This window comes from Nocardia sp. GP40 (assembly GCF_050434125.1).
Taxonomy (GTDB): Bacteria; Actinomycetota; Actinomycetes; order Mycobacteriales; family Mycobacteriaceae; genus Nocardia; species Nocardia albiluteola.
In genome coordinates this window covers 1-23,911 of record NZ_JBNPVW010000003.1, presented here as the reverse complement: position 1 = coordinate 23,911, position 23,911 = coordinate 1, and the positions used below count along the sequence as shown (strand labels likewise).

The 23,911-nt window shown below is 64.7% G+C and carries 11 protein-coding genes; 8 read left to right on the top strand and 3 right to left on the bottom strand.

The window, feature by feature from the left end; translation table 11 throughout:
- Window positions 1-164: 164 nt before the first annotated feature.
- Window positions 165-407, top strand: coding sequence for a hypothetical protein (locus ABH933_RS09230; RefSeq protein ID WP_429415850.1), 243 nt, complete (start codon window positions 165-167; stop codon window positions 405-407).
- 214 nt (window positions 408-621) lie between these two features.
- Here ABH933_RS09230 and ABH933_RS09225 read toward each other — a convergent pair whose 3' ends face one another.
- The 3 genes from ABH933_RS09225 to ABH933_RS09215 form a co-directional block, all read right to left on the bottom strand.
- On the bottom strand, window positions 622-2,058 hold the full coding sequence (locus ABH933_RS09225; RefSeq protein ID WP_429415848.1) for a serine/threonine-protein kinase: 1,437 nt from the start codon (window positions 2,056-2,058) through the stop codon (window positions 622-624).
- A 41-nt stretch (window positions 2,059-2,099) separates the two neighbouring features.
- The gene (locus ABH933_RS09220; RefSeq protein ID WP_429415845.1) at window positions 2,100-3,212 is read right to left on the bottom strand and encodes a hypothetical protein; all 1,113 of its coding nucleotides are present in this window, start codon (window positions 3,210-3,212) and stop codon (window positions 2,100-2,102) included.
- A 75-nt stretch (window positions 3,213-3,287) separates the two neighbouring features.
- Window positions 3,288-5,288 (bottom strand): N-6 DNA methylase, encoded by a 2,001-nt coding sequence (locus ABH933_RS09215; RefSeq protein WP_429415842.1) that lies wholly within the window; start codon window positions 5,286-5,288, stop codon window positions 3,288-3,290.
- A gap of 218 nt (window positions 5,289-5,506) precedes the next feature.
- On the opposite strand from ABH933_RS09215, the gene ABH933_RS09210 reads away from it, so the two are divergent.
- The 7 genes from ABH933_RS09210 (at window position 5,507) to ABH933_RS09180 (ending at window position 23,607) form a co-directional block, all read left to right on the top strand.
- Window positions 5,507-5,875: a DUF732 domain-containing protein gene (locus tag ABH933_RS09210; RefSeq protein WP_429415839.1), complete on the top strand. Its 369-nt coding sequence runs from the start codon at window positions 5,507-5,509 to the stop codon at window positions 5,873-5,875.
- Between the two features lie 24 nt (window positions 5,876-5,899).
- Window positions 5,900-6,655 (top strand): DUF4352 domain-containing protein, encoded by a 756-nt coding sequence (locus ABH933_RS09205; protein ID WP_429415836.1) that lies wholly within the window; start codon window positions 5,900-5,902, stop codon window positions 6,653-6,655.
- Window positions 6,656-6,734: 79 nt separating this feature from the next.
- On the top strand, window positions 6,735-7,370 hold the full coding sequence (locus tag ABH933_RS09200) for an NERD domain-containing protein (protein WP_429415833.1): 636 nt from the start codon (window positions 6,735-6,737) through the stop codon (window positions 7,368-7,370).
- Window positions 7,371-7,509: 139 nt separating this feature from the next.
- The gene (locus tag ABH933_RS09195) at window positions 7,510-10,392 is read left to right on the top strand and encodes a helicase-related protein (protein WP_429415830.1); all 2,883 of its coding nucleotides are present in this window, start codon (window positions 7,510-7,512) and stop codon (window positions 10,390-10,392) included.
- Window positions 10,393-10,394: 2 nt separating this feature from the next.
- Window positions 10,395-14,981 (top strand): Eco57I restriction-modification methylase domain-containing protein, encoded by a 4,587-nt coding sequence (locus tag ABH933_RS09190; RefSeq protein WP_429415827.1) that lies wholly within the window; start codon window positions 10,395-10,397, stop codon window positions 14,979-14,981.
- A 62-nt stretch (window positions 14,982-15,043) separates the two neighbouring features.
- Complete coding sequence (locus ABH933_RS09185; RefSeq protein ID WP_429415824.1) at window positions 15,044-21,385, top strand: DEAD/DEAH box helicase; 6,342 nt, start codon at window positions 15,044-15,046, stop codon at window positions 21,383-21,385.
- Window positions 21,385-23,607, top strand: coding sequence for a 3'-5' exonuclease (locus tag ABH933_RS09180; protein ID WP_429415821.1), 2,223 nt, complete (start codon window positions 21,385-21,387; stop codon window positions 23,605-23,607). The genes ABH933_RS09185 and ABH933_RS09180 overlap by 1 nt, the downstream gene beginning before the upstream one ends.
- The last annotated feature ends 304 nt before the right edge of the window (window positions 23,608-23,911 follow it).

The window sequence follows — 23,911 nt, the reverse complement described above, 5'->3', positions numbered from 1 at the left end:
CGGGTTTACCCCCTCGGCCTGCAACGGAGTCAACCCAATCATGATCTCGTCGGTGCTCACTGCGCACCACCACCGGAACGACGACGCCGAACGATGTCAACGGTGGCGGAACGACCATTCGCGGTCACCACGCGGGTCGTCGGTGGGCAGCGTGATTGGCGTTCATGTTCGGGATCTGCCTGTCGTTGTGCGCCAACATCGCAGCGGCGCCGAAGCCGAGCATGTTCAGCGTCGCGGTGGCAGCATGCCTGCCCCTGCCCCTGCCCCTGCCGCTACTGCTCGCGGCCGAACTGCTCAACCGTGCGCTGAAGCGGAATCGCGCCGAAACTGTGGACGAGACCACCAGTGAGACCGACGAAACGGACGAAACCGCATCGGTGGTGCGTCTCGCGTCGGTCCCGGCCTGATCTCACCCGCCGACCGAGCCGACTGCCGAGCAGCGCATGTGGGGTGCACTACATGACCGAGCTTGCGTCGCCCACAGCTGCTGGGGATGCAGCTGCGAAATGACCACGACACCCTCCGGCGCGAATTGCTCACTCACGTCGCGCTTGATGCGGAAATGATCGAAGCCTTCGGCCAGTACCAGGACCGTCGAGCCAGATCGCTCGAGTTCACTCCTCAATGTTCAGCTCCCCGAGCGCGAATCCCCTCGATCAGCTCGCCCAACTCCACTACCCGGAGGTCGGCCTGTCCGTGCCGTGCCTCCATCTGAATCTTCAATCTCTCCAGACGATCCCGTGCCGCACTCAGGTCGCCGAGGTGCACCTGGCAGACAGCGAGTTGGCGCTGGCAGTGCATGACCTGGTCATCGTAGGGTCCGCGCTCGGCGGTGAGGTCGTCGATGAGGGCGCGATAGTGTTCGGCCGCCTCGCTGTGAGCGCTCGCTTCCGCGCGCAGGTCAGCGAGCTTCACCCGGGCGTCGACCACATCGGCATCGCGTGAACCCAATAGGGGTACAGCAGCTTCCACCACAGTCTTCAGTTCGCGAATCGCCGGATGGTAGCGCGACTCGTCGGCGAGATGGCGTGCTCGATCTATCGCGCGGTGCAGGTCGCCGCGGCTGAAATCATCAGTTGGAATAGAACCTGCCGGTGTGGCTGTGTCGGGATGGTTGAGCGCCGTGGAGGTAAGCATCGTGGGCGAGGTGCCCGACCCCGACGAAGCCCCCACGGCCAGTGCGTACATCCTTGCCGGACTGTGTATGTCGTCCACGAGCGCACGCAGTTCGGTTGCGTGGCGCATCAGCACCGTATGCACCACTCCTGCGCTGGCTGGGCGACTCTCGGGGTTCTTTTCCAGCATGCACATGATCGCTCCGGCCATATCGGCTGGTGTATCGGGCCTCTCGGTGCGGATTTCTGGTGCACGTCGCGAGACTTGGTGTGTCCAGACCGTGAACGGGTTGTCTCCCACCATCACACGATCGCCGGTGAGCAACTCGTGTAGAATCAGCCCTAGCGCATAAAGATCGGTTTGCGGTGTCACCTCATGCGCCTCGATCTGTTCGGGCGCCATGTACGCGGGCGTGCCGATGGTCTGGCCGGTGGTGGTGTAACGGCTGTGGCCGGAATCGAGGGCCACAGCCAGCCCGAAGTCGAGTACTTTGACCGTCCCGTTGTCACAGAGCATCAGGTTCGAGGGCTTGAGGTCGCGGTGGTAGATCCGGTGCCGGTGCGTTGCGGCCAGGACCGCGGCGGCCTGGGCGCCGAGCGTGGCGACGACGCCGATCGGCAACGGCCCCTGTCGCGCCAGTAGGTCCTCGAAGGTGTCGCCATCGACGAATTCCATGACGAGAAATGGCCGCTGCGACTGGTCTTCGACGATTCCCGCGTCATGGATCGCCGGCATGCCCGGGTGACTGACACTCGCCATCACCTCGGCTTCGCGCAGGAAGCGTGTGGTCCACTCAGGGTCCGAATCGAGATTGGCGTGCGTGAGCTTCACCGCGATCCGGCGCTTCAGGTTCCGGTCGAACCCCTCGTAGACCTGCCCCATCCCACCCGAACCCACCGGACGGATGAGTTCGTATCGGCCACCGACGACCTGCGGGTGCACCGCAATTACCTCCGTGAGTCCACCGAGCCAAATACTCGAAATTACCCGCCACCGCTGGGACGCAGACGCCCGGTGGCCAGACCTTCAAAACCGATGCGCACCAACTGCTCCAGTTCCCCGCGCCGCCGATGCCATTCCTGCTCGAGTTCCTGCAGCTGTGTGAAGGCATTGGCGTATCGGCCCTGTTCGGCCAGTGGGAGCCGCGGGAACCCCACGTCATACAGGTCGACGCCGCCGGCGCTCACCCGATCCACCGCCACCCGCAGCACACCGGCGAGGAATCGCGAATCGATCAGCTTCGCATCGGCTCGCACGAGCTCGATGCCTGGCCCGAGCAACACGCCGTCGTCGGTGCACTCCCGCACCACCGGTGCGCTCGGCACCACCGCGACATCGCCCGAGCGAATGAGCACGGCACCCGGCACACCGGCGTCCCCCTGCCGCGACGGCGGGCGCCCCAACCGAACGTCTTTCACGGTGAGCATCGGCGTCGCGCCGTCACCCGCTGCGACCGTCGGCGGCGATCGCAGGAAGCTGACCGCCCCGGCCTCGGCTAGTTCGCCGAGCGACACCGTTGCGTGCACGACGGCGTTCGGCTCGAGCAGCGGCGGCGTTCCCACCGGCTGCTCGAGCTCCGTGCGTAGTGCGGGGTACCGGTCGAGCTGGTCCCCCCGAATCTCGGCCGGAGTCAGGTCGATTCGTTCGTCGAGACGGTCGACGATGCGCACCACGTGCGGTGCCGCATCGGGATGCGTGGGACCTTGTTGAAAGGCTTGCCATATAGCCGCCGGGTTCTGCGACGCGGCAACCAAGAGAAGGTAATCGGGCCGTACCCCATCGGGCTCACCCAACAACCACAAGTCCTGCTCGTCCGGCAGCCCCGAGACGATCGCGCGAAGCGCTCCGTGGCGCAGGAGCACGCTGCGCAGCGGACGCGCCTGCCGATTCGTCGCCGCCGACGCGGGCATGAGGACCGCGATCGCCCCGGCGCTGGCGGCTCGGCCGAGGCAGTAACGCATCCAGCCCACAGCATCGTCTGTCGATGACCAGCGCCGGTCGCCGTCGTTCCCGTAGTACCGCGTGTTGTAAACGGGGGCACCGAATTGTTCCGCGAACTCTTGCTCACCCGATCGGCTGAGCGGTTCGTGCTCCACGGCCATCCCCCTCCGCTCGGTCGCTCGTATCAGCGAAACGGTAGCAGCGCCGCTCAGCTACCCGCCGGTTGCGCGCTAGCCCCGTGCGCTCGGGTCGGTAATCTCGTCGGCGGGGACGAGCACGCCCACGGTGAGCCCGGTGAACATCTGATCAGCGACATTCTCGGCCGCTTCGGCCGCGCGCGCGGCAGCCATCCGCAGCTGAAACAACTGCTGGAACAGGGTGCCGTAACGTTGTTGCTCCGGCAGCGAGACCACCGGAATCCGCAGCTTGCTGGGATCGAACCGGACAGTGGACGTGCGTGTCGCGGATACGTTGTCGGAGCCGGTCAGGACTCCCGCTACGAACCAGGGATCTAGACGTTCCGGGTCGACGCGCAGTGTGTGCAGGTGTGGGCCGCGAATCGCCTGCACATCGTTCGGCCCCGCAACACGCACGTTGCGCCCGCCCGTCCGGTCACTGCGCATGACGGGAATCAGCACATCGCCAAGTTCGATCTCGACTTGCTCCGCCGGCTGCGCCGTACTCATCGTCCCGGAGGGGGGCTTGCCCGCTCCGACATCCGATACTGTGAGGACCGAGCGCTGATCCCGCGACGTGCTCACCTCCTTGCTCGGCTGCTGCGCCCGAATCCATTGCAACTGACCATGATTCACCAGATCCGCGATGGTGACGTGGCGCCACGACTTCGTCGGCGACCCGGTCCATCCCGCCAGCGCCGCTCGCGCTGCGGCGAATTCGTCACCTGACGCACTCAACTGTGCTAGGGCTGCGTCGACCCGGTCGGAGACCGCGCCGGAATCCAGCGACGAATGGACGTAGCGCGCAGGGGTGAGATCTACGGCGTCGTCGAGCACGTCGACCAATCCGACCGCGGCGGCGATCCCCAGCTCGGGCACCGCGTCATTCCCACCGTCGAACGTCCGCCACGCCCGAACCACGCTGTCGGTGACGGCATCCCACGCGATGCGGTCCTCGCCCTCGGTCGGCACCCTGGTCGAGTCGACGAACAGCAGTGCATCGGATGGCCGCGCGTCTGGGTGCGGTGACCGCAACACCCAGATCTGCAACCCGACATGCCATGGCGGCGCCGCCCCCGGGGCCAATCCGATCACCGCCCGCAGCACACCGGAACGGACCAGATTTGTGCGAATCTTGCGCCCGGATGGCCGGGACGCCACCGCGGGCGGCAGCAACAACACCGCGGTCCCGCCGGGCCGCAGATGCGCCACCGCATGCTGCACCCAGGCCAGCTCTGACTCCAGACGCGGCGGCAGTCCGTACTCCCACCGGGTATCGAATGCGAGTTCCCCGACGCCCCAGTCCCGCTGGCCATAGGGCGGATTGGATAGCACAGCGTCGACTCGAAGGTCGGAGAACACGTCGGCGACCAGGCTGTCGCCGAGGCGCACGTCCGGTGCGAGATCGGTCTCCGCGTGCACTGCCAACCGGGCGCGCTCGACTTGCACCGCGACGACGTCTTGCCCGTACAGATCGACCGCGCCGATTTCGGCGGCAGCCGACAGCAGCGAGCCGCCACCGCACGCCGGATCCAGCACACTGCGCACCGCCGTTTCGCCTGGTGTGCTGACCAATTCGGCCATCAAAGCTGTCAGCCGCTCCGGTGTGCCGTAGATGCCGGTCGCGACGGCATCCTCGAGCGCTCGTTCGGCCAGTGCGTCGATCGCTACTCGCGCGCCGTCGATCGCGCTCACTCGCTCCACGAGAGGTACCGCGCGCGTAGCGAACTCGGCGCTCGCCGAGTCGCGCTCGTCGAAGACCCACCCATCCTCGGCCCGCCGCAGCGATTGCATGAATCGGAAGGCATCGTCGGGTGTCACGTCCGCGCGCAGCATCGTTCGCAACTCGGCCATCGGCGAGTCTGCCGGCCGAATGTCGCGTGCCGCCAACCACTCCTGCATCTGATGCAGGTCGAACAACGGCCGGGCCTCGCTGCCACCGACCGCTTTGGGGAAATCACTGTGTCTTCGCCGCCAGTTGCTCACCGTCGCGCGGGTGACGCCGGCGAGCCGGGAGAGCTCGGCGGCACTGACCGTGGACACGGGTTTGGGCATGCCATTCCTCTCGAGGCTGTTCCGTCCACCCTGGCCGATCTGTGAGCAAAAATCAACCTCCGAAAAACGTTTGACATTGCTTTCACAGCCACCGTATCTTTACATCAGCTTCGCCGCCCACCGAGACGAACTCGTTCTCGCCAGAGCGGCAACAGCTTCCGACCCGGCCGACGTCCGCACCGGGCTGTTTTCACCGCACCATCACCAGGGGAAATCTCATGCTCACCACCCGCACGTTCGCGACGCTGCTCGCCATCGGCACGGCCGCCACCCTCACCGCTCTGGCGCCCGCTGCAGTCGCCGCCCCGCCCAGCGGTTCGGCTGGCGGCTCGTCCTCCAGTGGCTGCAGCCTGCGCAGCAGCGCCGACTACCTCTTCCTGCGCGAGTCGTACTTCGACGAGGAATCCTGCGACACCCAGGACGCTGCCATCCGCCTGGCACATGCCGACTGCCAGTGGCTCGATGCGTACGGCAACACGGAGCACAACCACATCGTTCTTGCCGAGAAGAACCGGGGCGCAGTCGATTACCCGTACAGCTTCCTCGACGCCTCCATCGACGCCTACTGCCCGCACAACCAGCTCTGATCCTAGAAACGAGGAGCGCCTCCGATGACCAATCCGCACGGTCCCATGCCCTATCCAGAGGGCCCGGTTCCGCCACAGACCCCAGCCGGGGCAACCTACCCGCAAGGCCCGATCCCACCACAGATCCCGGGCCGGCCGCCCTACCCGCGGCCACCCGTACCCCCGAAGAAGTCCAATTCAACCCTGATCATCGCCCTCAGCGTCGTCGGCGGGTTCATCCTGCTGTGCGGGCTCGGCGGCGCGCTGTCGGGCAATAACGACAACAAGGCCGACAGCAAGACCACCGCCGCGAGTTCACCCGTCGCGGCTGCGCCCGCTCCCGCCGCGTCGAGCTTGCCGACAACCAAGCCAGTGCCGACCGAGCCACCGGCCAAACCCGCGCCACCCGGCCTGAACACCCCAGTGCGGGACGGCAAATTCGAGTTCGTCGTCACGAACGTGCAGAACGGTCTCTCGATCATCGGCGACAACCCGTACCTGCAGAAGAAGGCCCAGGGCTCGTACTCGATCGTCTCGATCACCGTGCGCAACATCGGCTCCGTGCCGCAGGGTTTCTCCCCCGGCAACCAGTACGTCTACGACGCGCAGAACCGCAGGTTCACCAACGACGCGTCCGCCGCGATCAATCTGCAAGCCGACACCAGCCTCTACGCGGAGATCAACCCTGGCAATTCCGTGACCGCCCAGGTGGTTTTCGACCTGCCCGCCGGCGACGTTCCGGATCGGATCGTCCTGCACGATTCGATGTTTTCCGGTGGCGCGACGGTGTCGCTGCGGTAGCTGACCCGACCTGTCAGCACTGATCGCGATCTGTCCGCTGGTGGCGATCACACCGACACCGCGCCGAAGGAGGAATACGGTGTGCAACCCGAACGACACACAGCCGCATCCGCGGATGATGCTGCAGCACAGACCGCAAGCTCGGCAGCGCTGGACGGCGATCAACGAATCGGTCTTCATGCACGAGCGGGCCGGCCTGGCGCGAATCCGCCTGGCCATGCCTGATGCAGATCCCTGGCGAGCGTGGTCCAACTTCAGCTTCGCCACAGCGATGGGCAGCCTGTACGAGGTCGATCTACTGATTGCCGCGCCGAGTGGGCTGCACATGGTTGAGCTCAAAGCCTGGCGAGGTGATGTCGAGGTGATTGGTGACATATGGGTCCAGACCTCGGAGACCGGTGAACGGATCGAGCACGGCGACCCGCTCCGGATCACAGCCAACAAAAGCGCAGCGCTGGCGCGCCTGCTGCGAGCTGCTGGTGAGGACGTGTCCATCCGCGCTCTGTTGTGTCTGACCAATGACAGTGTGCGCGCGGTTCTTCCCGCCCGGAACCGCCGCTACGTGGTGTCGGTCGACGAGTTGATGCAGCGACTCGGGCGACCTACCCACAATGCTCGGGGACGAATGACCGCCGACCGGGTTGTCCGCGTGGAGGAGGCTCTGGAGGCCGCTGGGATCGTCCCGGTGACAACCCATCTCCGGGTGCACTGGTGAAGGGTTCGCCTTCGAGCCGTCCAATGTCAAACCCACAGGCAACAATACAAAGTACCCAGTTCGAAACAGACTGAAACACAAATCGTTCCAGAGACGGTAAGTTCAGTGGGCTGAACACTTTTACACAGGAGCACGACCGATGACCTCTGCGGAAGCGCGCGACTCGCTGAACGTCGCGCCCGGTTCGATTGTCCTTATCCGCAACGAGGAGTGGCTGGTCACCTCCGCCGAGCAGGGGTCGGATGGATGGCTGGTCCGGGTGCGCGGGCTATCGGAGTTGGTCGCCGATACCACCGCGACCTTCTACGACAGTCTCGACGACATCGAGGTGCTCGATCCCGCCAAAGCCGAAGTCGTACCGGATGGTTCGTCGGGCTACCGCGACTCCCGCCTGTGGCTGGAAGCTCTGCTACGCAAAACGCCATTCCCATACGGCGACCAAACGCTGACGGTGTCGACACGCATGCTGGCCGATTCGCTCGGATACCAGCGGGCCGCGGTGGCGAAGGCGCTGGATCCGCGTCTGATCCGGCCGCGGATTCTGCTCGCTGACGCCGTCGGTCTCGGCAAGACGCTCGAGATCGGCATGATCCTGTCCGAGCTGGTCCGGCGCGGCCGCGGTGAACGCATCCTCATCGTCACGCCCAAGCACGTGCTGGAGCAGACGCAGCACCAGCTGTGGTGCCGATTCGCGCTGCCGTTCGTACGGTTGGACTCGGCCGGCATCCAGAAGGTCCGTCAGAAGCTTCCGGCCACACGCAACCCGTTCACCTACTACAAGCGCGCGATCATCTCGATCGACACGCTCAAAAGCCCACGCTACAAAGCCCATCTGGAACGCCAGCACTGGGACGCGGTGGTCATCGACGAGTCGCACAACCTCACCAATGTCGGCACCCAGAACAACGAGCTGGCCCGCGTGCTCGCCCCGAACACCGAGGCACTGATCCTGGCGTCGGCCACCCCGCACAACGGTCGTGAGGAATCGTTCGCCGAACTGCTGCGTCTGCTGGATCCAACGGCGGTCGCGGCGGACGGGTCGTTCACCAAAGACGACGTCTCCGCATTACTGATCCGCAGGCACCGCCATCACGACGAGGTGGCCGCCGAGGTCGGCAGCGACTGGGCCGAACGCGCCGAGCCCGTGCACCGCCTGGTCGAACCATCGCTGGTGGAAAACGCTGTGGCACAGGAGCTGTCGCAGGTCTGGTTGCATCCGCTCACCGGAGCGTCACCGTACTCCGGTGAGACCAAGGTGCTGTTCAGCTGGACGCTGGCGAAAGCATTCCTATCCTCGCCCGCCGCGTTGCGGGAGTCGATCAATCAGCGCCGTGCCAAGCTGCAGGACAAAGGTGGCCCGCACACTCCCGAGCAGCACACCGAACTGCTCGCGCTCAACATCCTGTCCGATCTCAACGACAAGGCCTTCACCGAGTCGGCGGGCAAGCAGGCCGCGCTGATCCAGCGGCTGCGGGAGATCGGTGTCGGCACGAAGTCGCCCACCCGCGCAGTGGTGTTCGCCGAACGCGTCGCCACATTGAAGTGGCTCACCGAATTGCTCCCAGATGCAATCGGATTGCAGCCAGAGAACGTCGCCATGCTGCACGGCGGCCTGTCCGACATCGAACAGCAGACCATCGTCGACAACTTCAAACTGGAGACCTCACCGATCCGGGTGCTGGTCACCGGCGACGTCGCGTCCGAGGGCGTGAACCTGCACGAACAGTGCCACCACCTGATCCACTACGACATCCCGTGGTCGCTGATTCGCATCGAACAACGCAACGGCCGCATCGACCGCTACGGCCAGAAACGCCCACCGGTCATCTCGTCGCTGATCCTGGAACCGGCGGACCCGGAATTCTCCGGCGACCTGCGTGTCCTCTCGCGCCTGCTGGAACGCGAGAACCAAGCACACTCCACCCTCGGCGACGTCGCGTCACTGATGGGCAAACACAGTGTGGGCGACGAGGAATCAGCGATCCGCGATGTCCTGGCGGGCAAGACCACCCTCGACGACCAGGTACGCAGCATCGATGAGGTGATCGGCGGCGACGACATCGACGCGTTCTTCGCCGAGCTGGACCTGGAATCCGAGGACACACCCAACCTGCCGGAACTCCCGCGCCAGAGCTTGTATTCCGACGACATCAGCTTCCTAGACGAAGCCCTGCGTGCCGGCTTCCACGACATCCCGCACGCCGACCCCGCCGCGGGCGGCGTCGGCTGGACCGTGCACGCCAATCACGGTATCGCCGAACTGGTTCCACCACGCGACCTCAAACAACGGCTGGGGCAGCTGCCACAGAACTATCTCCAGCACGGCGTCCTGGATCGCCTGAAACTGGCCACCTCCCGCCAGGTCGGCGACGCCCAACTGGATGCCGCCAAGAAGGGCAAGGGCGTCGACGACACCACCTGGCCGGAAGCGCACTTCCTCGGACCACTGCATCCGGTGCTGGACTGGGCCAGCGACCGCGCCTTGAGCGCGCTGGGCCGCAACCAGATCTTCGCCATCCGAGGCTCACTCACCGCAACCACCGTCCTGCTGATGGGCACGCTGATGAACCAGCGCGGTCAACTCATCTCCCGCGTCTTCTCCACCGTCGAGTTCCTCGACCCGCACAACCCGTCGTTCGCGATGGTGACAACCCACTCCGACCTCGAATTCCTGCTCACCGACACCGGTTTGAAGCCAGGCACCGCAAACCCCGGCCCGATCACAGCCACCGACACCCTGCAACAGCTCATCCCGGTCGCAGTGGAGAAGGCCGGCCAGTCGATGCGACTGGTCCTCGATCAACAGGAACAGACCGCCCACGAACGCCTCGACGCGTGGCGACAGCGCGCCGACCGCTGGTATTCCGGCGCTGAACAGCTCGAGCTGCTCCATGGTCAGAAAAAGAAGGTGGACAAGCTCTCCCGCCGGATCGCCGAAGAACAGCGCCTCGCCGAATCGCTCGCCCCCACCCAGCAACTGGTGCGCCCGCTGCTGGTGATCGTCCCCGAAAAGGATCAGTGACCATGGCTTCCTTCGACTCCATCGTCGTCGGCGAGGACTGGATCAGCGAACACTACTTCACCACCGACTCGGTGAAAGAATCGTTCCACGGCAAGGTCATGGAACTGCGCAAACTCTGGGACACCGAAGCAAAAGAAGGCCGCCCCACCGTCCGCAGTTCCCTGCTGGCCGCGACACGTGACCTGCAGACCGAGCTCGCCGCGCTCGCGGAAAACCCGGAGACTGCACCCAAGGCACACGCCGCAGTGCGTGCCGCCTTCGGTTACCTGGGCGAACTGGGTTCGTTCACCGCCGTACGCGCGGGCTCCGAACTGGAAATCCCCGACGCGCAACTGCCCGGCGTGCCGAATGTGCTATTCCTGCAAGCGAATCCGGTCTCCTCCCTGGAGGATCTGCTCGACCACGACACCGGCCGACTGATCAGCGCCGCCCTCGAGGACGACAAGCCGGTCGATTCGGTGTCCAAGGCGGTGTCCGCGGCGTTCCTCTCCGACGAGCCGCCGGCGTTCGTGGTGGTGCAGGCCGGTCAGTGGCATCTGCTCACCGAGAAGGAACGCTGGGCCGAAGGCCGCTACCTCGCCGTCAACCTTCTCGTCGTCGCTGAACGCAAACACGAGGCACGAGGCGGCGAAATCGACCGCGTCGCTGCTATTTTCGGCCATCAAGCATTGAAGCCGGACGCCGACGGGAACATCTGGTGGACCGAGGTCCTGAAGGATTCGGTCAACCACACCGTCGGTGTCTCCAAGGACCTGCGCGAAGGCATCAGGCTGTCCATCGAGATCATCGCCAACGAAGTGGTCCGCCGCCGCGCCGAACGCAGCCTGACCATGGACGGCATCGACGGCAACGACCTGGCCAAACACGCCCTGCGTTTCCTCTACCGTATCCTGTTCCTGCTGTATGCCGAAGCGTCACCGGAAATGCAGGTACTGCCCACCGGCGCCGCCGAATACGAAGAAGGCTACGGCCTCGACCGTCTGCGCGAACTCACCCTCACCGAATTCGTCTCGCACCGCACCCGCACCGGCACCCACCTGTACGAGTCGCTGAAAAAGCTGTTCGACCTGGTCGACGGCGGTCACACCCCGCATGTCCGCGACGACGTCGCCGACGATCCCGCGCCCGGCCTGGTTTTCAATCCGCTGCGCGCGGACCTGTTCTCCGCCAAGGCCACCGCGCTCATCGACGAGGTGAAGCTCGGCAACGAAGCGACGCAGCGCGTGCTGGAACACCTGTTGCTCACCAAGGAAAGCAAGTCCCGCAAGGGCGCCGACCGCGGTTTCATCAGCTACGCCGAACTCGGCATTAACCAACTCGGCGCGGTGTACGAGGGGCTGATGTCCTACACCGGGTTCTTCGCCGAAGAAGACCTCTACGAGGTCGCCAAGAACGGTGACCCGGAGAAGGGCTCCTGGGTGGTGCCGGTGGACCGCTCCGATCACCTCGCCGAATCCGACTTCGTGCGGGCGGAGGACCCCGACACGCACGAACTCAAGCCGGTCCTGCATCGCAAGGGCACCTTCGTCTTCCGGCTCGCCGGGCGCGAACGGCAGCAGTCCGCCTCGTACTACACACCAGAGGTGCTGACGAAATTCGTTGTGTCCCAAGCGCTGGAGGAATTGCTCGACCAGAACGACAGTAGGACCTCCCTCGAGGAGATCCTTCAGCTCACCATCTGCGAGCCCGCGCTGGGCTCCGGCGCGTTCGCGATCGAAGCCGTCCGCCAGCTGGCCGCCGAATACCTCAAGCGCAAGCAGGAAGATCTCGGCGAACGCATCGAACCCGACCAGTATCCGGTCGAGTTGCAGAAGGTGAAGGCGCACATCGCGCTGCACCAGGTGTATGGCGTCGACTTGAACGCGACAGCCGTCGAGCTGGCCGAGATCTCGCTATGGCTGGACACCATGGTCGCCGGTCTGCAAGCCCCGTGGTTCGGGCTGCATCTGCGCCGAGGCAACTCCCTCATCGGAGCCCGGCGCGGGGTCTACATGCCGAACGAGCTCGCGAAAAAGGCGTGGCTCAAGACCGTTCCGAAGGACGTGCCGCTCGGCGAGGAGATCGGCATCGGCATCCACCACTTCCTGCTGCCCGCCGAAGGGTGGGGGGCAGTGATCGACACCGCCGAAGCCAAGACCTACGCACCGGACAAGCGTGAAGAACTACGCCTGTGGCGCAACGACATCCGCAAGACCCCGTCAAAGGACATCGCCAAACGCCTCGCCTCCCTCGCCCAGCGCGTAGAAACTCTGTGGCAGTTCACGCTGCGCCGGCTCGCCATTGCCGAATCCGAAATCCGGCGTGACCTGCATCTGTGGGGCAGCGAGCCCGTCGAGTACACGCCTGCCGTGACCCGCGAGCAGATCGAAGCGGTGCTGCACGACGAGAACGGCGCCTACCGTCGGCTCCGCCGAGTCATGGACGCCTGGTGCGCGCTCTGGTCATGGCCATTGACCACCGACATCCCCGCACCGGACTGGGATCGGTGGATCGGTGGGCTGGAAGCTCTGCTCGGGATCACACCCAAGGCCGGGAAGTACGAGAAGTACGGGCAGACCAGCATCGCGGGCGACCTGAGCTGGTTCGAGCTGGATATCGCCGAAGACACCGACCGTACTTTCGCGCAAGTGAAATCGATCGAGGCGGCGGTCGCAGAGTTTCCTTGGCTGACCGTCGCGGCCGATATCGCTAAGATGCAGGGCTTCCATCACTGGAAGCTTGATTTCGCCCCGGTGTTCGCGCGCGGCGGGTTTGATCTTCAGGTCGGTAATCCGCCGTGGGTGCGGCCGGATTGGGACGAGGCAAGCGTGCTAGCCGAGTTCGATCCGTGGTGGCAGCTGGCGGTAAAACCATCAGAACAACTCAAGCGGGCCAAATCCGCCGAGATCCTAGTCCTACCTGATGCGTGTGCTGTCTTCCTCAATGAACGCGCGGATCAGGCAGGGCAGAACCAGCATCTCAGCTCAAGCATCGACCGGCCTGTACTGACCGGGTTGCAACCCGACATGTACCGATGCTTCATGGAGCGCACGTGGAGATCATCCGCGCTAAGTGGGATCGTTTCGCTGATCCATCCGGAAAGTCATTTCACCGAGCTTCGCGCAACCAACCTTCGCCGAGCAGCGTACGTGCGATTACGTCGCCACTGGGGGTTCAAGAACAATATGTACGTGTTCCGCGAAATTAGCGACAAGCGCACTTTTGGAGTCCACATCTATGGACAAGCAAACAGCACCATCAAATTCCTTCACGCTGGCTCCATATTCCACCCTGACGTAATTGAAAGGTCATTAGCACACGACGGGACTGGTCCACCCCCTAGGATTCGCGACGAAAGCGATAATTGGGATCTCCGTCCGCATCGAGAGCGAATCATCGAAGTTACCGAATCAGAATTGTCCGGGTGGGCAGCTTTGATCGACGCACCCGGAACACCTGCCAACGAGGCCCGCATGCTGTACCCAGTCAACCGTGCCAGTGCGGAGGTTCTGGACAAGATCGCCTCCGCACCTCGCCTGGGCGACCTGGGTTTCGAATGGACTGCTGGTTGGCACGAATCCGCAGACCGAAAGCTCGGCTACTTCGAGTCCCGTTCCGAGGTGCCCGAAAAATGGGAAGATGTAATCCTCCAAGGACCGCATATCAGCGTGTCGACTCCATTATTCAAACAACCAAACAGCACCGCGAAGCACCAACAAGATTATTCGGATATTCCACTCGAAACCATCGGCGGCGACTTCATGCCGAGAACGAACTACCGAGTAGCCCGGCCACGGTCGGAGTATGCAGCAGCATATCCACACTGGAACGGCGAGCCCAGCTCGAACTACTTCCGCTTGGCCTGGCGAGAAATGTGCGACTCAGCGACAGTTCGTACGCTTCATTCAGCGCTCATACCAGCTGGCCCTTCACACGTTGGCGGCCTACTCTCACTCTCCACCGAAGACAACTCTGATCTGGCTTTAATGTCTGGGTTTACCAGTTCGATTATTGCGGATTTCCTTATCAAGGTAATGGGGGTTGGACACGTCAAAACTTCAGCACTTGGGAAGATTCCACACGTACGTGGACATCAGCTCGAGCCACAACTCCTCTTGCGCACCCTCAGGCTGAACTGCCTCGTGCAGCCGTATGCAACTCTGTGGTCAGGGCTGTACAGCTCACGCTGGCAACACGATTCGTGGGTACCTGGTGTCGGCGTAGGTAGTGCCACCGATCTCGGTGATACCGATGCCGAATGGACCTGGCACACTCCCCTCCGCCGCGCCGCTGACCGCCGCCAAGCCCTCGTCGAAATCGACGCCATAGTCGCCATCATGCTCGACATCACGGCAGACGAACTCCTGACGATCTACCGCACCCAATTCCCGGTCCTCCAGAAGTACGAACGCGAGGCCCTATACGACGCCAACGGCCGCCAGCTGCCGACCAAACTCGCCTCCGACTACCGGAAGAAGGGCGGCCTCAGCCCATCCGAACTGACCGTCGACGGCGTCACCTACGTCGAACCGTTCGTCGGCGTCGACCGCGAGCGCGATATGGAACTGGCCCACAAGCACTTTTCCGCGCTGCTCGAAAGCCAGTCGTAATGCCGCTCCTCCGAACCGCTGTCAGCGACCACCGCCAGCAGTAGAAGGGATACACGTCGACTATGGGGGCGCTACTGCCGACGTTGCAGGCCGACCGCCTGCGCGAGGGATTGACCGACTACCTCGCCACCACGTTCGCCCTGACCGATCCGGATGCCCAGGGTGCGTTGAGCGATTTCGTCGGTCACCCGGCTGATGGCATGTTCAAGGGCCCGTATGTGCGGCTGCGGCTGCCGTTCGCGCCGGCGCAAGGCAATTGGGGCATGCATCTGGATTGGTGGCCAAAGGGTTTCGTCCCCTACGAGCATCAGGCGAAGGCGTTCGAGCGGCTGTCGACCAAGTTTCAGCAGCGTCCGCTGCCGACCCTGGTGACGACCGGGACCGGCTCGGGTAAGACCGAGTCGTTCCTGATCCCGATCCTCGACCACGTGATGCGCGCCAAGAAGCAGGGCGTGGCCGGGATGAAAGCGCTGATCATCTACCCGATGAATGCCCTGGCCAACGACCAGGAGCAGCGTCTGGCCAAACTCATCACCACGCATCCTGAGCTTGCGGGTGTGACGGCCGGCCTCTACACCGGTGAGCAGTCCTCGGGTGGGCGCACGATGGTATCGGCGGAGGGGTTGATCACCGATCGGCGGCTGATGCATGATTCACCGCCGGACATCCTGCTCACCAACTACAAAATGCTGGATCATCTTCTGCTACGGCCGGATCGGGCGCCCATGTGGCGGCAGTCGGCGCTGTCACTGCAGTATGTGGTGCTCGACGAATTCCACACTTACGACGGCGCGCAGGGCACCGATGTGGCGATGCTGTTGCGCCGACTGGGGCTGGCGGTGAAGTCGTATTGGGACTCCTCGTCACCGGTCACCGACGAGGATCGCGCGCGGCCGCTCGGGCGGATCACGCCGGTCGCTACGTCCGCGACGCTCGGTTCCAACGGGAAGCCGACGGCGATGCTGGACTTCGCGCACACCGTCTTCGGCGAGGTCTTCACCGAGGACACGCTCGTCGGCGAAACCCGGGTAAGCCCAGCGGAATGGTTGGCGGACCGCGATACCGAGCTGGATCGGTTATATCGGGGCGTCGTTCCAGCGGTCGACGATGCCGTCGAACGGCTCGAAGCCCTGGTCGAGACCTCACCCAGCAACACCCAGCTCACCGCCACCGTGCTGGCGGGCTTGTTCGAACGCAACGACGGCGTGTACGAAGAGCCGGAGCGTATGGCAGCTGCACTGCGTCGGCTCGACGCAGCCGAGCAACTCGACCTGCTGAAAAAGCACAACCTGTTGGCTCAGGTGCTGAAGCGGGCCACGGAGGCGGTGTCGCTGGCCGAACTCGCGGAGGCGGTGCTGCCCCCGCCGTCCAGCGGGCGGGACAATCCGCGTGGGCAGGCCAAGCGGCAGCGCTACCTCGACTTCTTCTTCGCCGCGCTGTCGCACCTGCGTGCCGAGATCGGCCGCAGCGCGCTGGGTGTGGATGTGCACCTGTGGGTTCGGGAGCTTTCCCGTATCGATCGCGCGTTGTCGGCGACGACGCTGTTCCGGTGGGGCGACGACGGTGCGGTCGAAGACCCGAACCTCGAGTACATGACCGCGCTGTTCTGCAGGCACTGCGGTCGCTCGGGATGGGGCCTACGACTGGCCCCGACCGGCAGCGCGCTGGACCCCGACCAGAAATCCGTGCGCGGCTACCACGCCCAGGGCGGCGCCAGGTTCCGGGCATTGATTTCCGCCCCGGTCGAGGCCCAGCTCGACACGCTGGTCGAGGGATTGCGCTGGCTACACATCGACGAACGCGAGATCAGCGAGAAGGCACCGGATCCCGACAGCGCCGAGGTGCTGGAAGGACGCGTCCTGCCCGTCCTGGTGCTGCACGGGCCCGCGGCCGACGACGATTCGCGCAAAGACGTGTGCCCGGCCTGCAATGCGGCCGACGGGATCCGGTTCCTCGGCAGCGCGATCGCCACCCAGCTGTCGGTGGCGCTGTCGAGCATGTTCGGCGACGCCGACCTCGACGCCGACGAGAAGAAGGCGCTCATGTTCACCGACAGCGTGCAGGACGCCGCCCACCGGGCCGGTTTCGTCCAGGCCCGCTCGCACACTTTGAGTTTGCGTTCGACGTTGCGCAATGCGTTGGGTTCCAAGGTGTCCGACTCTGGCATGGTGACACTCACCGAACTGTGTGATGCCGTGATCGACCGGGCCGGCAACGACCCGAGTCGTCGCTACCATCTACTCGCCCCCGATATCGTCGAACGCGAGGAGTTCATCGCCTACTGGCAGACCGACAAGACCCCCGCGCAACGCAGCGCAGCGCGGCGCAAGGTGCTGCGGCGGGTCCAGTTCGACATCGACCTGGAATTCGGATTGCAGTCCCGGCTCGGTCGCACACTCGAACTCACCGGCAGCGTGGTCGCCGAGGTGGATCTCGGCTCGCCGGAACGCGTTGCGCAACTGGGTGTTGCGGCATTGCAGGGCGCGGAGCATCAACTCACGTTCTCCGACCCGGACGCGACGGCGGTCACACAGTGGGTGCGCGGCACCCTCGAGCGGATGCGGACCCGAGGCGCGATCCGGCATCCGTGGCTGGGCACCTACGTCAAACGCGACGCCAATCGCCGGTGGGTGTGGGGCGGCCGGAAGAAGGGGGAGGGTATGCCCGCCTTCCCGAAAGGCCGTCCAGCTCCGGCGTTTCCGGCTCTGGGCGCACGGACCATTCCGGAAGGCTTCGACCCGATCACCGCGCCGTCGTCCTGGTACGCGCGATGGGCGGCGCGGTGTCTGCAGGTTTCCCCGTTCGAAGGGGGCTTCCTCGCCCGCTCGCTGTTCGGGGTACTCGCCGAGGAACGCATCCTGACGACGGTCACCACCGAGAAGTCGCTCACCGCGTACGAATTGAGCGAAGACGGCATCCTCGTCGGCGCTCCCGCCGATGGCGACTTGGCCGCCGGTCGGCACCTGCTGGTGTGCGAGGTCTGCCAGACGTACAGTCCGGGCAGCGTCACCGTGGTCGACCAACTGGACGGCGCACCGTGCCTGCTCGACCGATGCCCGGGCAGGCTGCACCGCGCGGTGAAGCAGGACAACTTCTACCGCAGGCTCTACGACCGGTCCGAGATGAAACGGGTGGTGTCCCGCGAGCACACTTCGCTGCTGCCGACCACGATCCGCCTGGAATGCGAGACCAAGTTCAAGCAGGGCAGTGCCGACCCGACCGCGCCCAACGTCCTGGTCGCCACGCCGACCCTCGAGATGGGTATCGATATCGGCGATCTGTCGACGGTGATGCTCGGGTCGATGCCGCGCACGGTGGCGTCGTATCTCCAGCGGGTCGGGCGCGCGGGCCGTCTCACCGGTAATTCGCTGGTGCTGGCGTTCGTGCGTGGCCGTGGCGAGCACCTGCCCAAGCTTTACGATCCGACCTCGGTGATCTCCGGTGACGTGCGGCCACCGGCCACCTTCCTCACCGCTGAAGAGATCCTGCAACGCCAGTACGTGGCTCACGTCGTGGACCTGCTCGCGCGCCAGCCCGGCGCGCTGGACCCGATCACCGCGCGCGCCGTGCTCGGTAGCTTCGACGACGGCACCTGGATGGCGACGCTGATCGACACCGCCAACCTGAAGGCCGACGAACTCCTAGACGGCTTCCTCGCTCAGTTCGGGCCTCTGCTCAACACGCAGACGTGCGCCAACCTGCGGGCCTGGGCGTCACCGGCCGAGCTCGGCGAGCCCAGCGGGCTGGTCGCCCTATTGCAGGAGGCTGTGCATCGCTGGAACCGGGACGTCACCGACCTGGTCAACCGGCGCACGGCTGTCGACGCCGCGCTGCCGGAATTCGAGCAGCGCGCCAATTCCCCCGCGGCCACCGACGATGACCGTCGCAACCTTCGGACCGCGAAAGGCACGCTGCGCCTGCTCCGCAAGCACATCAGCGACCTCACCGACGAGCACTGGGTGGGTGTGCTCGAACGCTACGGCGTGCTGCCCAACTACACGCTGCTCGATGATTCGGTGACCCTCGATGTCGGCATCACCTGGATCGATCCGGAGTCCAACGAATACTGCGGCGACACCGAGAGCTATCAGCGTGGAGCCCGGGTCGCGCTCACCGAACTCGCACCTGGATCCACCTTCTACGCCCAGGGGTTGGCCGTGCAGATCGACGCGATCGATCTCGGTGCGGGAGAAGCGAATATCCACACCTGGCGGCTGTGCCCGCAGTGCGGATGGGCCGGCATCAGCGCACTCGCAGAGACTGCCGCGCCGCCGACGCAGTGCCCGCGCTGCCACACCGGTGCCATCGCCGATGTGAGCCAGCAATTGCAGGTGGTCGAGATGTCGAAGGTGTCGGCGGAGGTCCGCCGCGATGAAGCCTCGATCAGCGACAGCCGCGACGAACGCAAACGCGAGACCTACACCGTCGTCACCGCCGCAGACGTCAACCCGGACAACATCGCCCGGCGATGGTTCGCCACCGACCACGACTTCGGCGCAGAATACCTGCGCAGTATCGACATTCGCTGGCTCAACATGGGCAAGCGGACCTCACAGGGCAGCAAGCGGACCATCGCGGGCATCGAAACCACCAGCGGACTCTTCCGCGTCTGCTCCGGCTGCGGGCAACTCGACCGCGTTGCCGGCCACAACCAGCCGCACGAGCACCGCAGCTGGTGCAAATACCGCAAGGCCGCCGATGAGAAGCACGTGCGGGAGATCGCACTGGCCCGGACATTGCGCACCCAGGCGGTGTTGCTGCATGTGCCGCACGTCCTGGAATACGACACGTTCGCCCATCCCAGTCTGAGTGCGGCGATCCTGCTCGGCCTGCGTCAAGTCATCGGCGGGTCGCCGGAGCATCTGGATGTCGCCACGATTACCGACGCGCTCCACGCGCAAAGCCAGCGCGCGCTGCTCATCCACGACACGGTGCCGGGTGGCACCGGCTATCTCGCCGAATTCGCCGATCCGGCCAAGGTGTGGTCGGTTCTGGTCGCCGCCCGCGATGTGGTCGAAAACTGCTCGTGCGCAACAGAACAGCGGCTCGCGTGCCACAACTGCCTGCTGCCGTTCGCGCCGCCGTACGAGGTCGACAAGGTGTCCCGCAAGACCGCGGCGAAGATCCTCGATCAGATTCTTGATGCGAAGCCTGGCACGGCCGCATCGTGGGAGCGCTGGTCGGCGTCGATCGTCGAAGAGGCTCCTGCCAAGAAGGTCGGCAGCGCTGAATCACCGCTGGAGCGTGACTTCTACGCCACGTTCCTGGATCGGCTGGGCACCCTCGGCGCCACGATCGAGGAGAAGCCCGGCACCTACGCCAACCAGGCGACAATTACCCTGCCTGGCAAGAAGATTCGCCGCTGGACGTTGATACCTCAGGTTCAGATGGGCAACGCCGTTCCGGACTTCGGGCTGAGCACCACCGATCCCGACGTGCCGGAGATCGCCGTGTTCGCCGACGGCTGGAAATTCCACGCCGAGCCCGGCCCGAACAACCGTGTCGCCGACGACGCCCGCAAGCGAAACATCCTGCGGTCCGGTGGCGTGCTCGTCTGGTCGTTCGGTCACAAGGATCTCGACCGGTTCAAGCGCAGCGATACGCATGCGCCATCCTGGTATACCGAGGGCGCAGCCAAGAGCGTCAGGAAGAATGTCCGGCCTGCACTGTTTGATCTCCTTGCCGCGGACCCGATCACACAGTTGCTGGCCTTCATGCAGGATCCTGACCTCGAGGCATGGTCCGGCGTGGGCCGGTGGCTGCCGATGATGTTCCTGCGCGACAAGCGGGCCAAGGGCGACGTGGCCGCCATCGCAAGCTGGGCCCTTGACCTGCTCGACGGGAAGGACAACCCGATCCCGGCCGGCGAATACGCTTGCTGGGCCTACGCCGAGGGCCCGCTGACCGTCACCGCCGCCCTCCAGCCGAGTACTGGTACCAACGTGGCGGTGCTGGTGTTGGACGATCGGGACGACAAGATCGCTTCCGATGAGGGTGCAGCGTGGCGGGAGTGGCTGCGCCTGTCGAACTGGTTCGGCCTGCACACCGCGAACCTGGTCACGAGCAGAACGCTGCTGGCCGCCGACGATTCGGCACCGGACGTGGCGGCCGTGTCCTCCCAGGACCTCTCACCGGCGTGGAACGCGTTGTGCGACAACGCCGTATCCGATATCGAGCGGGCCTTGCTTGTCGAGCTCGCGGCGGTGGGTGCACCATTGCCGGAGCAGGGGCTCGAGACCGACGAGGGCGACGTCATCGACCTCGCGTGGCCCAGCGCCCACGTCGGCGTGCTGTTCGACGGCGGAGAAGAAGCCGCGGAAGCGATAATCAACCAGGGGTGGGGGATCTGCCCGCCGGAGCTCGCGTCGATCGTCGCGGCACTGACAGCGAACGGGGTGATGTGATGCCGAATATCGTGATGGCACACAACAGCAAGGCGATGCAGCGAGTCGACGGCTCGATCGCACAGAAGGTGATCAGCTTCATCCACAAGCTGGGAACCGATGATACGACCCCGGGACTGCACATCGAACCCATCAAGGGCTCGATCGACCCCAGGGTCCGGACCGGGCGCGTCGACCTGAACCACCGTGCGGTGCTCTTCCGCGTCGATCCTCGCGGTGGAGAGACCACCTACGTCTATATGGGGACGTGGCCGCACGACGTGGCGAATTCGCTCGCCGAACGCGCCACCCTGCACGTCAACCCGGTCAACGGTATCGTCGAAAGCATTCTCACCGAGACCATTCCGGAGCGCGCCGAAGCGACCTCACCGCAACCGAGTGAGAAGGTGAACCGACCGCCCCTCGGGTTCCTCACGCAGGCCGGATTCACGCTCGCCGAACTCACCGATCGCCTCGGCATCCACCCCGCCGTCGCCGAACGCGCCCTGGCCGCCGCCGACGACGACGCCCTGAGCGACGTCGCCGCGACCGTCGACGGCTGGCAAGGCGAGGCGCTGCTCGACCTGGCCTGCGGCATCGGTATCGAAGAGATCATCGCGCTGATCCGCGACAAGTACCAGTTCACCGAGACACCGGTCGACACCACCGTCGACGAAGACAACCGCATCATCGAAGCACTCGACCGGCCCGCCTCGAAGATGCGATTCACCTACATCACAGGCAGCGACGAACTGCGCCGAGTCATCGAAGGCGGCGACTTCGCCGCATGGCGAGTCTTCCTGCACCCCGAACAGCGCACCTACGCCGGGAAGGACTACAACGGACCGTTCCGTCTCTCCGGCGGTGCGGGCACCGGCAAGACCGTGGTCGCCATCCATCGTGCGCGCAACTTGCTGCGGCGGAATCCGCAGGCGCGCATCGTGTTGACCACGTTCAACAAGGTCCTGGCCATGAACCTCGCAGCCGATCTGAAGTCGCTCGATCCGGACATCCGGATCGCGGCGAAGCCCGGCGATCCCGGCATCTACGTCGAAAGCGTGGACAAACTCGCCAACGACGTCGTACGCCAAGCCGATGATCTCGGGGCAGCGACCGAAGCGGTGCTGGGAACCCGCATCGAGGTGCCGACCAGACGCACGGACCAGCAAACGGTGTGGCGGGAGATCGCGGCAAACATCGACACAGGTCTCGACAAACGGCTGGCCACGTGGTCGTTCCTCGACAATGAATACACATCGGTTGTGCTCGCGAACAAGGTCACCACACTGGATCGGTACGCAAGGACCCCGCGGCCCGGCCGTGGTGTCCGTTTGTCACGCCCGCAACGGATCGCGATATGGAAGCTAATTGAGGCCTATCGGCGCCGCAGCCGCATGGACGAAACCCTCAGCTTCCCAGAGGTTTTGGCGATCGCCGCCGAATACCTGAGCAAGCGCGCCGAATCCGGCCTACCGCACCTGATCGATCACGTCATCGTCGACGAAGCGCAAGACCTGCACGCCACGCACTGGAAGCTGCTGCGCGCGCTGGTCGCCGAAGGCACCAACGACCTGTTCATCGCCGAAGACTCCCACCAGCGGATCTGGGGACAGCCAGTCGTGCTCGGGCGACTCGGCATCAAGATCGTCGGCCGCTCCCGCCGGTTGACGCTCAACTACCGCACCACCGCACAGAACCTGACATTCGCGATGGGCGTGCTGAAGGGCAGCGAGTACCACGATCTGGAACAAGGCCCGGAATTCGCCGGCGACTATCGGTCCGCGCGAACCGGACCGAAACCCGATCTGCGGCAGTGCAGTTCCGTCGCAGAGGAGCTGGAAGTGGTGGCGGACAAGGTCAAGCAATGGCTGACCCCCGAGGTCGAGCCTTCGACCATCGCGGTCCTGACCCGCAGCAAGAACGACCGGACGCAGCTGGTGCGCGCGCTCGGCGAACGCGGTGTCAGCGCCCGCGCGCTCGACGACACTCCGGCGGTGCCCGGGCATGTCCAGGTACTGACCATGCACCGGGCGAAGGGAATGGAGTTCTCCTGCGTGATCCTCACCGGTGTCGATGAAGACCATGTTCCTTTGCGCAACAGCCTGTATGGGGTGCCGGAGGAGGAACGAGATGAGGCGAAGTTGCGGGAACGGTCGTTGCTCTATGTGGCGGCGAGCCGGGCGCGGGATGAGCTGGTGGTGACGTGGAGTGGCCGGCCGTCGGAGTTGCTGGGCGAAGAGTGATGGCTCACCGTCGGCAGTGCGGATCATGATCGGATCTTTCAACGGGGTTGGGTGTCGGCACGACAACGCTGGATCACCCGCTGGGAAGCCGTACTCAACACCTTCGAAGGCCGCTTGAAACGAAACTCGAAAGTAGCCATGAAAACCGTGGTTACACTGGGGTTTCCCCAAGGCCGGGTAGTTAGTGTTTTCGCTGGTGGCGCAAGCAGTTTGAGGATTTCAGGCATAGGGCAACGGAGCTCGTTGGTTCAGGTAGTCGACCAAGACAGCCTGTCGCCGAGGAGCTCCGTTGCCGTTTCATTCT